11 protein-coding genes are annotated in these 14,359 nt (G+C 35.4%); 4 read left to right on the top strand and 7 right to left on the bottom strand.

Features of this window, described 5'->3' with window-relative positions:
- Together bamH and WFZ86_RS11870 are read right to left on the bottom strand one after the other, a co-directional pair.
- Positions 1-1,629 carry a BamH family beta-barrel-assembly machinery protein gene (gene bamH / locus WFZ86_RS11865; RefSeq protein WP_342692112.1) on the bottom strand — a complete coding sequence of 543 codons (1,629 nt, stop codon included), beginning with the start codon at positions 1,627-1,629 and terminating at the stop codon, positions 1-3.
- A gap of 20 nt (positions 1,630-1,649) precedes the next feature.
- Entirely contained in the window at positions 1,650-2,456 is an 807-nt protein-coding gene (locus WFZ86_RS11870) for a glycogen/starch synthase (protein WP_342692113.1), read from the bottom strand.
- Between the two features lie 78 nt (positions 2,457-2,534).
- Here WFZ86_RS11870 and panC point away from each other — a divergent pair, with 78 nt between their 5' ends.
- The 4 genes from panC to radA all read left to right on the top strand — a co-directional run bounded on the left by panC (position 2,535) and on the right by radA (position 6,442).
- The gene (gene panC, locus WFZ86_RS11875) at positions 2,535-3,413 is read left to right on the top strand and encodes a pantoate--beta-alanine ligase (protein WP_342692114.1); all 879 of its coding nucleotides are present in this window, start codon (positions 2,535-2,537) and stop codon (positions 3,411-3,413) included.
- A gap of 13 nt (positions 3,414-3,426) precedes the next feature.
- A complete protein-coding gene (gene panD / locus WFZ86_RS11880; protein WP_342692115.1) occupies positions 3,427-3,777 on the top strand; it encodes an aspartate 1-decarboxylase in 351 nt (116 codons plus the stop codon).
- Between the two features lie 152 nt (positions 3,778-3,929).
- Positions 3,930-5,081, top strand: a complete 1,152-nt coding sequence (locus WFZ86_RS11885; protein WP_342692116.1) for an alpha/beta hydrolase — start codon at positions 3,930-3,932, stop codon at positions 5,079-5,081.
- Complete coding sequence (gene radA, locus WFZ86_RS11890) at positions 5,081-6,442, top strand: DNA repair protein RadA (protein ID WP_342692117.1); 1,362 nt, start codon at positions 5,081-5,083, stop codon at positions 6,440-6,442. Before WFZ86_RS11885 ends, radA begins: the two co-directional genes overlap by 1 nt.
- A 122-nt stretch (positions 6,443-6,564) precedes the next feature.
- On the opposite strand, the gene WFZ86_RS11895 is transcribed toward radA, so the two are convergent.
- The 5 genes from WFZ86_RS11895 to porZ form a co-directional block, all read right to left on the bottom strand.
- A complete protein-coding gene (locus tag WFZ86_RS11895) occupies positions 6,565-7,173 on the bottom strand; it encodes a lipoprotein signal peptidase (RefSeq protein ID WP_342692118.1) in 609 nt (202 codons plus the stop codon).
- Between the two features lie 118 nt (positions 7,174-7,291).
- On the bottom strand, positions 7,292-7,672 hold the full coding sequence (locus WFZ86_RS11900) for a TraR/DksA family transcriptional regulator (RefSeq protein ID WP_159689452.1): 381 nt from the start codon (positions 7,670-7,672) through the stop codon (positions 7,292-7,294).
- Positions 7,673-7,718: 46 nt separating this feature from the next.
- The gene (ileS, locus tag WFZ86_RS11905; RefSeq protein ID WP_342692119.1) at positions 7,719-11,120 is read right to left on the bottom strand and encodes an isoleucine--tRNA ligase; all 3,402 of its coding nucleotides are present in this window, start codon (positions 11,118-11,120) and stop codon (positions 7,719-7,721) included.
- Between the two features lie 79 nt (positions 11,121-11,199).
- Positions 11,200-11,913, bottom strand: coding sequence for a DNA repair protein RecO (gene recO, locus WFZ86_RS11910; RefSeq protein WP_342692120.1), 714 nt, complete (start codon positions 11,911-11,913; stop codon positions 11,200-11,202).
- A gap of 55 nt (positions 11,914-11,968) precedes the next feature.
- Positions 11,969-14,269 carry a type IX secretion system anionic LPS delivery protein PorZ gene (porZ, locus tag WFZ86_RS11915; protein WP_342692121.1) on the bottom strand — a complete coding sequence of 767 codons (2,301 nt, stop codon included), beginning with the start codon at positions 14,267-14,269 and terminating at the stop codon, positions 11,969-11,971.
- Between the last annotated feature and the right edge of the window lie 90 nt (positions 14,270-14,359).

Here is a 14,359-nt window from a genome sequence, read left to right on the forward strand (position 1 = left end):
CTAATTAGGTTTGGTATAAATAATTTCAAGTCGTAATCTTTTGTCTTCTGGTACTCCTGAATGACCACCAAAAAGTATTGTTCCTAGAGGATTTATTACAGAAGTAGTAGGAACTGAAGACAATATACTGTTTGGAGTTTTTAGTTTATTAAAGGTTGCAACGGCAATATCCTCAGCAACAACAACTCCTAACTTAACATTCGTTGAATCGGAATTTTTTATTAAATTCTTAATTTGATTAGTAATACGGACTTTATAACTCAATCCTCTTCCATTTGTAACGGCTTCTTTATTCAAAATACCACCAAAAATAAATTTATTGAACTTTGGACGATTAGCACTCGCAGTTGTATTATCTGTTAAATAATCCAATACAGCCGTTTTATTGGTCAAATTATAAACATAAATTCTATTAGGCTCAATAGAATTTTTCATTGCTGCTGCATCAATATGAAACACCAAATTAGCTTCATTTATTAACCAGCCATTCTTTCTTATTTTTTCAAGTTCATCTGCAACTCCATTATTATCATTGTCTGGCCCAAACAATTCTAATACAGCTAGCGATCCCACTCCTCCTTTTAAATAAAGTTTTGAATCCCCTATGGTAGGATTGAAATTAGTTACTGCATCACTATACTCAGAATTAAAATTGGATTGCTCTAAAAAATTAACCGTATTACCATCAATATTCAAATCGAGCGTTTTATTCACTCTTTTAACAGTAGTAACACCATTTGTAGTAGTAGACAAATCTTCTTTATAATATAGTCTTATAACATTTTGAACAGTTACAGCTTTTTTAAAATCAATAATAGCCATACTATCATCAGCTCCTGTTTTCTCTACTTTAAAATACAATCCTCTAAAATAGTTTTTGAAAGCTTCATTTGTAGTCAATTTTCCTGCTGGAGCATTTAAAACTTTTGCCGTAAAGAAAGAATTACTTAATTTTAAGCGCATAGCTGGCGTTGAACGCTTTGTACTTGACTTTTTAGTTTCTTCATCAATAGTTGTTTCAGCAATCTCTTTTGGATCAAAATAAAAAGCATCATTTTCTTTAACATCAGCAGCATCATTCAATCTGTTACCTATTTTTAAGCCATCAAAATCATTTTTTTGATTACTATAATAAGCTTGTCTTTCTTTGAAATTTGTTGCAGGATCTAAATCGCGCATAAAATAACCCGATTCATATACACTTAATTTAAACGGCGCTTTGGATGCGCCATAAATAGAATCCAATTCATATGTTCTAATCCCTGTAGTGCCATCTGTACTTTTAACAGTGCTAAAATAAGGAATCGTCATTACCACACTATCCATTACCGCATTGGCTCCAATGGTAGGATCAACCGAAGCTAACGTCAACTGAGTAGCAAAACTAGCCGAAGTAGTACCAAAAGCAGGATTTGTATAGGTACCTAAAGCATTTACTGCTAGATTATCTGATTGTACAGCCCCTGTAGCTTGATTGTATGCTTTTACAGGATAGTAATATTTTCCTAATTCAAAATTATTATCTCCTATTAAATCTTCTCCAATAACATTATAATCTTTATCACAAGAAAATAAAATAAAAAAACCACAAATAATAAATAACTTCTTAAAGAAAGTCGTATTGTACATAAAATAGTGTAAAGTTAAAATTAAAGCACCTGATTTGTATAAAAATTGGTATACGCCTCAGCGAAACCATCTTTCGGAGTGAAAGGTAAAAAAGGTTTATTGGAAGATTCTATAAATTTTGTTAAACTTGCTGTCAAATTATTAGAAGCCACAATAACAGCATCAGAATTCAAAACAGCTGTTTTTAAAATATTCTCGTAATTAGGCACTTCTAAGTCAGCTATTGCCTCATGCGGCACACCATCAAATTTGACTTTATTGATCATTTCTACATCCAAAGTTTCTGAAAAAGATTCGGAATATACAGAAGTAACAATTTTAGTCTCAGAAAATAACGCTTCGTTTTTATAGTAATGTTTCATGTAAACTGGCAACATTGAAGCCATCCAACCATGTACATGAATAATATCCGGTACCCAGTTAAGCTTTTTAACCGTTTCCACTACCCCTTTAGCAAAAAAGATAGCTCGCTCATCATTATCAGAGTACATCACGCCATCTTCATCAGCAAAAGTTGCTTTACGTTTGAAATATTCGTCATTGTCAATGAAATAGACTTGTATACGTTCTTTAGGAATAGATGCCACCTTTATTATTAAAGGCATATCCAAGTCATTTACCACTAAATTCATTCCAGAAAGACGGATTACCTCATGCAATTGATGTCTTCTTTCATTAATATTCCCATATCTTGGCATGAATATTCGTATCTGACCACCTTGATCGTTAATCATTTTTGGCACGTCATAAGACATTAAAGAGACCTCATTCTCAGCAAGATAAGGAACAACTTCAGATGACACATATAATATCCTCTTATCTTTCATAGTATTATTTACTTTATTTATTGGCAATAAAAACGTGGCAAAATTACAAAATTTTATGCAGTTATAGACTAAAATATTATGTTTGCACCTAATTTTAATAAAATGACCATGCAAGTCTTCAATAAAAACATCGAATTAAGAGAATTCTTAACTTCGATGAAGTCCAAAAATTCTACTGTTGGTTTCGTACCAACGATGGGCGCTTTGCATGAAGGTCACTTGGCATTAATGAGCCAATCCATTCAGGAAAACGAGTTTACGGTAGTTAGTATTTTTGTAAATCCGACCCAATTCAACAATCCCGAAGATTTAGCCAAATACCCCAGAACACTTGAGGCTGATATTGAAAAAATGACTACACTAAGTGACAAAATAATTGTTTTTGCACCTACCGTTGAGGACATTTATGAAGGAAAAACAACCGCAGAATCCTTCGATTATGACGGCTTAGAACATCAGATGGAAGGCAAGTTTAGACCTGGTCATTTTGATGGAGTGGGAACAATTGTAAAACGACTGTTCGAAATTATTACTCCAACAAAAGCTTATTTTGGAGAGAAAGATTTTCAGCAGCTTCAGATAGTAAAAAAATTAGTCGCTAAAAACCATATTCCAGTAGAAATCATTGGCTGCCCAATTCACAGAGAACCGAGTGGCTTAGCCATGAGCTCTCGTAACGAAAGATTAAGCAGTACAGAAAGAAAAGAAGCAGCTATAATTTACACCATTTTAAAAGAAGTCAAAGAAAAATTTCAAACACAAAACACTGATTTAGTGGAAGATTGGGTAAAAAATGAATTCAAAAAATACCCTTTATTTGAATTGGAATATTTCGTAATTGCTGACGAATCGACACTTTTACCTATCACTTTTAAAGAAAAATCCAAAAATTATCGCGCTTTTATAGCTGTTTTTGTTAACAACATTCGTTTGATCGACACTATTACATTAAATTAATTACCTTTGCCTCATGCAAATTCAAGTAGTAAAATCTAAAATTCATCGCGTAAAAGTAACTGGTGCTGATTTAAATTATATCGGCAGCATTACTATAGACGAAGCCTTGTTAGACGCCTCAAACATTATCGAAGGTGAGAAAGTTTCTATTGTAAATATCAATAACGGTGAACGTTTTGAAACTTACGCTATAAAAGGAGAAAGAAACTCTGGCATCATTACCCTAAATGGTCCAGCGGCAAGAAAAGTACAAAAAGACGATATTATTATTATCATTTCCTACGCTACTTTAGAATTTGAAGAAGCTAAAACTTTTAAACCTTGGATCGTTTTCCCTAACGAAAACGATAATTCTCTTACCTAGTATCATATTAGTCTAAAGGTTAACTGTTCCAGACGCTATTGTATTTGCTTTGATAACCTTAAAGCAACAAATCAATGCTGTTTATTTATAAAATAAATTAAAATAGTATCTTGCTCTGTTTTTAAACCAAACCTAATTTAGACTTCCCAATCATGAAAAAGGTCCTTTTTATGCTATTATTTTCGATAGCACTTTATGCTCAAAACAAAACCGAATCATTTGATTCAGAAAAGTTAGCCGAAAAACGAGAAATCACAATAAGTTTGCCGCCATCTTATGAAAAAAACACCACAAAAAAATACCCCTTTTTGGTATTACTAGATGGCGACTTTTTATTCGATCCCTTTTATGGCGCACTTTCTTATGGAAGTTATTGGGATGATTTTCCCGAAACAATAATCGTTGGGATTCATCAAAATCATAACGATGAGCGAGTTGACGATAGCGAATTTGAAAATGTACAAGGGATTCCTACCGCAAAAGGAGCTGCCTTTTATGAATTTATTGGCCAAGAATTACTGCCTTATATTGAAAAAAAATACCGCGTAGCCCCATTCCGAATGATTGCCGGACTAGATACTACGGCAGGATTTTTAAACTTTTTTCTGTACAAAGAGGATCCACTTTTCAATGCATACATCTGTTTAAACCCTGAGCTCGCTCCTGCAATGGAAAAAAGAATCGCAGAACAATTAAGTGCAACAAAAAGCCTCGTTTTTTATTATTTATCAACCAGTGAAGATGAGATAAAACAATTGGCAGAACCTATCAAAATGCTGAATGAAAACATCAAAAAAGACAACAATCCATTAGTCAATTATAAATTTGAGTCATTCAAAGGCGCTGGACATTATTCCCAAACCTTATATGCTATTCCGAGTGCTTTACATCAAATATTTGAAAGTTACAAACCCATTACTTCCTTAGAATTTAGCAATAAAATCGCTTTATTACCCTCTGGCTATGTTGATTATTTAGAAAAAAAATACAATGTTTTAAATGAAGGTTTACATCTAGATGTCCCCATTAGAATCAATGATTTCAAAGCTATTGAAGCCGCTATTTTAAAAAACAACGCTTATAGCGAATTGGATCAATTGGCAATTTTGGCCGATAAGCATTATCCAAAATCAATGCTTGCAGAGTATGAATTAGGCCTAATGTATGAAAAGCAAGAAGATTACAAAAAAGCGATGAAACGCTACCAAAATGCCTCACAAATGCAAGAAATTGGAGCACTAACCAAGACCATGATGTTAGAGAAATACGACTTAATGCTGAGCAAAATCGCACCTAAAAAATAATGGCCAAAGTAAAAACTACCTTTTTTTGTCAAAATTGCGGCACTCAATATGCCAAATGGCAAGGACAATGTAATTCCTGCAAAGAATGGAATACCATTGCAGAAGAAATTGTACAAAAACAAGAAAAAGTAGCTTGGAAAAGCGATTCAGTAGCGGTAGGCAAAGCGCCACGTCCATTGCGCATCAATGAAATTGATTCGACAGCAGAAATTAGACTTGACACCACTGATGCAGAATTGAACCGTGTTTTAGGAGGTGGAATTGTACCTGGTTCCTTAATTTTACTGGGTGGTGAACCTGGTATTGGAAAGAGTACACTTTTACTCCAAATTTCGTTAAAACTTCCTTACAAAACTTTGTATGTTTCTGGGGAAGAAAGTCAAAAGCAAATCAAGATGCGTGCAGAACGCATTACTCCCAATGGAGACAATTGCTATATTTTGACCGAAACCAAAACGCAAAACATCTTTAAACAAATTGAGGCGATGCAGCCTGAAATTGTAATTATCGATTCGATTCAAACGCTGCATACGGATTATATTGAATCGACTGCTGGAAGTATTTCTCAAATTAGAGAAACCACCGCAGAGTTGATTAAATTTGCCAAAGAAACCAACGTTCCTGTGATTCTTATTGGCCACATCACCAAAGATGGCACAATTGCCGGCCCAAAGATTCTGGAACATATGGTGGACACGGTTTTGCAATTTGAAGGCGACCGAAACCACGTTTACCGCATCCTTCGTTCACTTAAAAACCGTTTTGGCTCTACTGCTGAAATAGGGATTTATGAAATGTTGGGCAGCGGCTTACGCGAAGTTTCAAATCCGTCTGAAATATTGATTTCTCACAAAGACGAACAACTCTCTGGAACCGCAATTGCTACAACACTAGAAGGTATGCGTCCTTTAATGATAGAAATTCAGGCCTTGGTAAGCACCGCAGTGTACGGAACACCACAGCGAAGCACTACAGGTTACAATGCCAAACGTTTGAATATGATTTTGGCTGTTTTAGAAAAAAGAGCCGGTTTCCGATTGGGCGCTAAAGATGTCTTTTTGAACGTAACAGGTGGTCTCTCAGTGGATGACCCAGCGATTGATTTAGCTGTGGTTGCCGCCATCTTATCTTCAAACGAAGACATTCCTATCCATAAAGATTTTTGTTTTGCTGGCGAAGTAGGGCTTTCAGGAGAAATTCGTCCTGTGAATCGAGTTGACCAACGCATACAAGAAGCCGAAAAACTGGGTTTCTCTACCATATTCGTTTCTAAATACAACAAGATTGCGCTTAAAAATACCGGGATTCAAATTCGGTTAGTCACGAAAATAGAAGATGTAGCAGCCGAACTGTTTGGATAACTCAAACCCCTAGCCCTGATGGAAGCGGCATCCTTTTATACTAGAAACCCTTTCAGTTTTACTTACTGAAAGGGTTTCTAGTATAAAAGATATAGCGTACAGCAGGATAAAGCTCCTAAAAATTAGGCATCTCCTTTATGAAAGGCTTTTTTATTGAAAACAATTAAGATTCCTACTCCAGTTGAAATGGCTACATCGGCTACGTTGAAAATAGCATTGAAGAACGTAAAAGGTCTCCCTCCGATGAAAGGTACCCATTCTGGCATTGGAAAATCTTTGATGATAGGAAAGTAAAACATATCGACCACTTGCCCGTGAAACCAAGTTCCGTAAGGCTCTTCAGAGAACATAACGGCCAATTGCTGATAACTTTCGTTAAAGATAACACCGTAAAAAACAGAATCTATAATATTTCCTAATGCTCCCGCAAAAATCAAGGCAATCGCCACGATAAGATAATTAGAGCTTTTGTGATTACGCACGGAATCCCATAACCAATATCCAATTCCTGCAACTGCAAAAATGCGGAAAACGGTCAAAAACAACTTGCCGTATTCGCCAGGAAGTTTGGTTCCCCAAGCCATTCCTTCGTTTTCTATAAAATGAATTTTGAACCAATTGAAAACGGTTACTTCTTCGCCTAAAACAAAATTTGTTTTGACATATATTTTAGAAACTTGATCAACAAGCAACAGAATAAAAATAAGGAAATAAGCTTTGCGTAATGACATTATAGTATTTTTAGTGGGGCAAAAATAGACAAATTAGAAATATAAATTTCAAAAAGAAATTCCAAATTCCAAAAGATACCCTTGGAATTTGGAATTTGAAATTTAGTATTTTAAATAATTATCGTTGCAAATTCTTAGCTTCGATACTCATAGTTGCATGAGGAACGATTTTTAGTCTTTCTTTGCCAATTAATTTTCCTGTTACTCTACAAATACCATAAGTTTTGTTTTCAACACGGAAAAGAGCATTTTTTAAATCACGCAAGAACTTTTCTTGACGAATGGCCAATTGTGAATTGGCTTCTTTGGACATCGTTTCGCTTCCTTCTTCAAAAGCTTTGAAAGTAGGCGAAGTGTCATCAGTACCATTATTTAAATCATTCATATAGGCACTTTTTATCAAGTCAAGATCAGCTTGTGCTTTTTCAATCTTTTCTTTGATTATCTGTTTGAACTCTGCTAAATCAGCATCTGAGTATCGTGTCATTTCCTCGATCATAGCCTAAATTAATTTAATGGGTTGCTTAATTCTTTTTTTGGTTGGTTTATTTTGTTATAATTAATTTTGATTTAATATCGTCAAATTCAATTTCTGTGCCATTCTCTAAGTTTTCTGCAAATAGCAATTCTTCTGTCAATGTTTCTGATTTAATGTAGCTCTCATTGGCTAGAATTGCTTCTTGTAAAACAGCGTGATTTTGAACGTAAACCTTCACCTTATCAGTAACCTCGAAGCCAGAATCTTTACGGATATTCTGGATACGATTTACTATCTCCCTAGCAATTCCTTCTTTTCTTAACTCTTCAGAAATGGTGATGTCTAATGCTACTGTAACTCCGTTAGCATTTGCCACTAACCAACCTTCGATATCTTGAGAAGAAATTTCTACATCCTCTAATGATAAAATTACATCTTTTCCTGAAATTACAATACTTAAACTTCCTTCCTTATCTAATTGATTGATTTGTTCAGGCGCAAAAGACTGTATCTCTTTGGAAATCAAACCCATATCTTTTCCAAAACGTGGCCCAAGAGCCTTAAAATTAGGTTTAATTTGTTTTACCAATATGCCTGAAGCATCGTCTAACAGTTCGATTTCTTTGACGTTTACTTCCGCTTTTATGAGGTCGGCAACCGCTTCGATTTCAGCCTTCTGAACCGCATCAAGTACCGGAATCATTACCTTTTGCAGAGGTTGACGCACTTTGATCATTTCCTTTTTACGCAGTGACAAAACCAATGATGATATTGTTTGCGCCTTCTGCATTTTACTCTCTAACGATTTATCAACAAACTTTTCAACTGAAACGGGGAATTGTGCCAAGTGTACTGACTCGAAATTCTCTGTTCCTGTTGCGTGTGTCAAGTCTTTATACAACTTATCCATAAAGAAAGGAGCAATAGGTGCACTCAATTTTGCTATGCTCAACAAGCAAGTATAAAGCGTCTGATAAGCCGCAATTTTATCTTGAGCATACTCGCCTTTCCAGAAACGACGTCTACACAAACGCACATACCAGTTACTCAAATTTTCTTGAACAAAATCAGAAATAGCGCGAGCAGCACGGGTTGGTTCATATTCAGCATAAAACACATCAACGTCTTTAATTAACGTGTTCAATTCTGAAATGATCCATTGATCAATCTCTGGGCGTTCTTCTAAAGGCACCTCAGCTTCCGCGTAACTAAAGCCATCGATATTAGCATATAAAGCAAAGAATGAATAGGTATTGTACAACGTTCCAAAGAACTTACGACGCACCTCAGCAATTCCTTCAATATCGAACTTCAAGTTATCCCAAGGATTGGCATTCGAAATCATGTACCAACGCGTTGCATCAGGACCATACTCTTCTAATGTAGCAAAAGGATCAACGGCATTACCCAAACGCTTGGACATTTTTTGTCCATTTTTATCCAAAACCAAACCGTTGGACACTACGTTTTTGTAAGCTATACGATCAAAAACTAAAGTTCCAATTGCATGTAAAGTATAAAACCATCCACGAGTTTGATCGACACCTTCTGCAATAAAATCCGCTGGATAATCGGTATTTTGATCTATTTTTTCTTTATTTTCAAACGGATAATGCCATTGTGCATAAGGCATAGCACCTGAATCAAACCAAACGTCAATCAAATCTGATTCGCGTTTCATTGGTTTTCCTGATGCAGAAACTAAGGTGATTTGATCTACCACATTTTTGTGTAAATCAATCAAATCATAATTAGTTTCAGACATATTTCCAATTTCAAAACCTGCAAAAGGATTACTTGTTTGTACACCAGCAGCAATAGCTTTTTCTATCTCGTTGTATAATTCTTCAACAGAACCAATTAAAATTTCCTCTTGTTTGTCTTCAGTTCTCCAAATAGGCAAAGGAATTCCCCAATAACGAGAACGTGATAAGTTCCAATCATTGGCATTTTTCAACCAATTCCCAAAACGTCCTTCACCAGTAGCTTTTGGCTTCCAGTTGATGCTGTCGTTCAGGTCGAACATACGGTCTCTTACCTCGGTAATTTTGATAAACCAAGAGTCTAATGGATAATATAAAATTGGTTTATCAGTTCTCCAGCAGTGTGGGTAACTGTGCACGTATTTCTCTACTTTGAAGGCTTTGTTTTCTTCTTTTAAACGAATAGCGATTTCTACATCTACGGAACGCTCTGGTGCTTCTCCTTCGTTGTAATATTCGTTTTTAACGTATTTCCCTGAATAATCTCCAAGACCTTGAATGAATCTTCCTTGCAAATCTACCAAAGGAACTGGCGTACCATTTTCATCTAAAACCAACATTGGTGGCACTTCTGGAGTAGCTTCTTTGGCTACTTTAGCATCATCTGCACCAAATGTAGGCGCGGTATGTACAATACCCGTACCGTCCTCAGTAGTTACAAAATCACCAGCAATCACTCTAAACGCATTTTCTGGATTTTGATACGGAAGAACAAAAGGCAATAATTGCTCATAACGAATATCAACTAAATCTTGACCTTTACATTCGGCTACGATTTGATAGGGTATTTTTTTATCGCCAGCTTTAAAATTTTCAAAATCAGCTACATCTTCTGAGGCAAAAAATCCTTTAGTAAATTGTTTACCAACTAAATTCTTAGCTAAAACTACATTTACAGACTCAAATGTATACTGATTGAAGGTTTTTACTAAAACATAATCGATTTTTGGCCCAACTGTCAAAGCAGTGTTTGACGGAAGCGTCCAAGGAGTTGTCGTCCAGGCTAAAATGTGGACATCTCCAAAACCTTGTAAAAATGAAGGTAATGTTTCTGGTAATGCTTTGAATTGAGCTACAATAGTAGTATCAGTCACATCACGGTAACTTCCTGGCTGATTTACTTCGTGAGAAGACAAACCAGTACCAGCTTTTGGAGAATACGGCTGAATGGTGTAGCCTTTGTACATCAAATCTTTGTTATAGATTTGTTTTAGCAACCACCAAACGGATTCCATATACTTGGGTTTATAGGTCACATACGGATCTTCCATATCTACCCAATACCCCATTTTTTCAGTCAAATCATTCCAAACATCAGTATAACGCATTACGGTTCTTTTACACGCTTCGTTATAATCCTCAATGGAAATGGTTTTTCCGATATCTTCTTTAGTAATACCTAGTTCTTTTTCTGTTCCCAATTCTACTGGCAAACCATGCGTATCCCAACCCGCTTTACGCTTTACTTGGAAACCTTTTTGGGTTTTATATCTGCAAAAAATATCTTTAATCGCACGTGCCATCACGTGGTGAATTCCCGGCAATCCGTTGGCAGAAGGTGGCCCTTCAAAAAACACAAAAGGCGTGTTACCTTCGCGTGTAGTTACACTCTTTTCAAATATATTTTCGTTCTTCCAAAAATCAAGCACTTCGGATGCCGCTTTTGGCAAGTCAAGTCCTTTGTATTCAGTAAATTTTGTACTCATTGTATCCTTTTCTTAATCGAGGTGCGAAAGTAATAAATAGTTATGAATTATGAGTAAGTAGTACAGAGTTTTTAAAATCTCATGAGAAAATTTCTCTCAAAATTTCTAACGATTTTGGCTTTTTAAAACCGTCTAAATGAAAACTATAGTAATCAATTAGAATTTTGAGTAAAATCTGACGTTCTGCAACCTGAAAAACTTTTTGCTCTGAATCTAATTTCAAATCAATCAATTTTTTTAGCAGATCCGATTGATGTTCAGACAAAGAACTCATCGCCTGAAACAAGGAAAAAACGCCTTCGTTCATATCGAAAAAAGGTAAATTTTGATCGGTAGTATCTGGATAAAACCCTAAGAATTTAGTGATTTCGAGCATTAAAATCAGATGGAAATTACTGATTTCGCTGTGCGTATCGAGCCATTGCAAAGCAGCTTCGAGATACTGAAACAAATCGTCGTTTTTTTCTTCTTCATGAATGGCATGGTGCAAAATTTCGGAAAGAAACAACACCATAGTACTTTTCACAATATCCAAAGGAATGGTTTGAAACGGTATAGCTGTTTTGATTTCTTTAAAATGTTCTAAAGTCCCTTTGTTTTTATGCACTGCTTCAATTTCTAGAATCGATAACGACTGAAAATATGCGATTTTTTGATTGTTCTTCTTTCCAGAAAATGCGTCTCTGACAAAATAAGATTTTAGCCCATGAGATTGCGTAAAACATTTCACAATCAAGCTTTTTTCTTGGAATTTTAAAGTCGAAATAACGATGGCCTTAGTTTTTACCAACATGAGAATTGGGATTTGAGAATTAGGAATTCTGATTTACGATTTAAAAATTCAAATTTTATCTGACAATCATCACCTTCTTCACCTTGGTTTCGACTCCATCTTCGGCAGAAATGAAAATCATATACACACCTGAAGCAACTTTGTATTTTCCAAAAGCAGTAGTGTCCCACTCTATAGTTCCTCCTTCAGAAACTGCTTCATGTACTAAATTGCCTTCGATATCGGTTATTTTTACATTCGCTCGATCCAAAAGACCCGCTATTTTTACGGTTCCACTAAATTCAGGACGCACTGGATTGGGATAAACATAAACATTATTCAAAGAATCACTAGCTCCAGTAGCCACTCCTTTAAAAGAAATCATCCCTTTGGTTGTGGCAATAAAGACCTCGCCAGTAACTGAATTGATCCCAATATCATTTATAGTATTACTTGGTAATGGCGAATTATTGGTAGTAAAATGATAAATCGTTTTTTGCCCATTGGATGACAATAAAAAAACACCTGAATCTGCCGTTCCTACCCATTTGTTGTTGGCTCCATCTACCACAATTGCATTTATAAATTGTTCAAAGAGTAACTCCTGAGCTACTTCATCCTCCAGAATAATAATGGGTTTGGTAGTGAGTGCGGTTGTATTTTGAAAATTATTCACATTGGACAACACACGAAGTCCTTTGGTGGTACCTATCCAAAGCTGATTATTAGTATCTATAGCCAAAGCTCTAACATCTGTTGTAGGCAGGTTTCCTTTATCAGCTCCAAAAGTAATTTTCTTAAAAGTGGGTGTACCCGATTCGTTAAAAGCAATTACACCATCAGTATTAGAGGCAATCCATTTGGTACTGTTTTTATCGATAAGCATGCTTCCCATACTCACATCGATACTTTTTTCGGCAATGGTATTCAAAGAATAACTTTGCCATTGCCCATTACTTCTTAACACCTTTAATCCATTTTCGATTCGTGAATTGGTCACCCAAAGATTTCCAGATTTATCAAAAGCTGTTCCGTTGATACGAACATCGATATAAGTTGGCCCTAAAAAAGCAATCGATTCTAAACCTGAATTGGTTTGATTGTACAAGAAATTTGGCACTTCATTTTCTATGCGCAATAAGCCCGAAAAGAAAGAGCTCGCATATACTTTGGCAGCATCGTTTGGATCAATTATTATTCTCGAAATAGATTTGGCTCCCAAAACATCATCTGCAGGAATAGATAACCAACCCTGTGAATTAAATCGACTAATCCCATATAAGTTAGGCCCACTGCTGTTGTAAGAATAAGGATTATAGTCACCTGTATAGCCTCCATATACCGCCCAAAGTTCAGTTGGAGTAACTTGAAAAGAAAAAATTGCATTTCTGAGTGGTCCTAGAGGTGTACTATCGACTATTGGTGCGCCAACAGAAAGTGTCGTTGCTAGCAAACCATTTTCTTTGGTACCCAAAAACAAATTAGCATTTACGATGGTAGCACAAGTAAAAATAGGATTTTTATCCAAAATCTGAGTACTATTTATTTGTTTTATCAAAAACAATCCGGACCCAAAGATCGAAATTTGACTGGGAGTAGTTACTATTAAATTGTTTGCATCAGAACGCAAATCGACTATAGTATCGCCAAAACTTTGAACAATGGAAAATGAATTGAGTCCATATTTATAAATCGCACCGTTTGTAGTTGAAGCATACAAATCTGACCCAAAAGCTGTAATTCCAGACCAATTATCAGTCAAAAGTATTGTCCACTGCTGATAATCGATTAAGTTTGAATTTGTAATAGCTGCTCTTCGAATTCCATTTTCTGTGGCAGCATAAAGATTCCCTTCAAAAACAGCGGTTTGCTTCACAGAAATCTCCTTTCCTAAATCACCAATAAAGTACGTATCTCCAAAAAGTTGCGTATTCAAATTGAATTGTACAATACCAAAATCACAAGAAACATATAGAATTCCTTGATACTCCATAAAGTGATTGATTTTTTTGATATTAGCAGGCAATTGTTTGTTGATAATATCGACCACTTTCAGCATGGAACCGTTGTTTTCATTAATCACAATTAAAAGACCATTTTCATAACCTACAATCGTTTTGTTGAAAGTGGCACTATGATACAAAGCTGATATTGTCAAACCCGAAAGACCATCGATAGTCGTGGTAGTTTTTAACGTGTTTGAAAGCGTGTTTTTTGAAAACAAAGCATTCTCTGAAGCAGCAAAAAGAACAGAAGTTGCATTTGCTACATCTTTGATTTCGTTATAAGAAAAATAACCCTGCCATGATAATTGATTTTGTGAAAAACCAACATTAAGGGCTAATAAAAAACAAAAAAATACGACTATTCTTCTCATGAATTTTTCAAATGAATTACAAATATAGTACAAACGAAAGTTTTTGAATTTTGTTCTCAAGGAATAAAAAAAGCCTCCTTCTGTTTCCAG

Origin of the sequence: Flavobacterium polysaccharolyticum (assembly GCF_038739875.1) — a bacterium.
In the GTDB taxonomy this organism is placed as follows: Bacteria; Bacteroidota; Bacteroidia; order Flavobacteriales; family Flavobacteriaceae; genus Flavobacterium; species Flavobacterium polysaccharolyticum.

Coding starts and splice junctions, on each gene's coding strand:
- porZ (WP_342692121.1), bottom strand. CDS start 14,269: ATGAGAAGAATAGTCGTATTTTTTTGTTTTTTATTAGCCCTTAATGTT.
- WFZ86_RS11895 (WP_342692118.1), bottom strand. CDS start 7,173: ATGTCATTACGCAAAGCTTATTTCCTTATTTTTATTCTGTTGCTTGTT.
- panD (WP_342692115.1), top strand. CDS start 3,427: ATGCAAATTCAAGTAGTAAAATCTAAAATTCATCGCGTAAAAGTAACT.
- WFZ86_RS11885 (WP_342692116.1), top strand. CDS start 3,930: ATGAAAAAGGTCCTTTTTATGCTATTATTTTCGATAGCACTTTATGCT.
- recO (WP_342692120.1), bottom strand. CDS start 11,913: ATGTTGGTAAAAACTAAGGCCATCGTTATTTCGACTTTAAAATTCCAA.
- bamH (WP_342692112.1), bottom strand. CDS start 1,629: ATGTACAATACGACTTTCTTTAAGAAGTTATTTATTATTTGTGGTTTT.
- panC (WP_342692114.1), top strand. CDS start 2,535: ATGTTTGCACCTAATTTTAATAAAATGACCATGCAAGTCTTCAATAAA.
- ileS (WP_342692119.1), bottom strand. CDS start 11,120: ATGAGTACAAAATTTACTGAATACAAAGGACTTGACTTGCCAAAAGCG.
- WFZ86_RS11900 (WP_159689452.1), bottom strand. CDS start 7,672: ATGATCGAGGAAATGACACGATACTCAGATGCTGATTTAGCAGAGTTC.
- radA (WP_342692117.1), top strand. CDS start 5,081: ATGGCCAAAGTAAAAACTACCTTTTTTTGTCAAAATTGCGGCACTCAA.
- WFZ86_RS11870 (WP_342692113.1), bottom strand. CDS start 2,456: ATGAAAGATAAGAGGATATTATATGTGTCATCTGAAGTTGTTCCTTAT.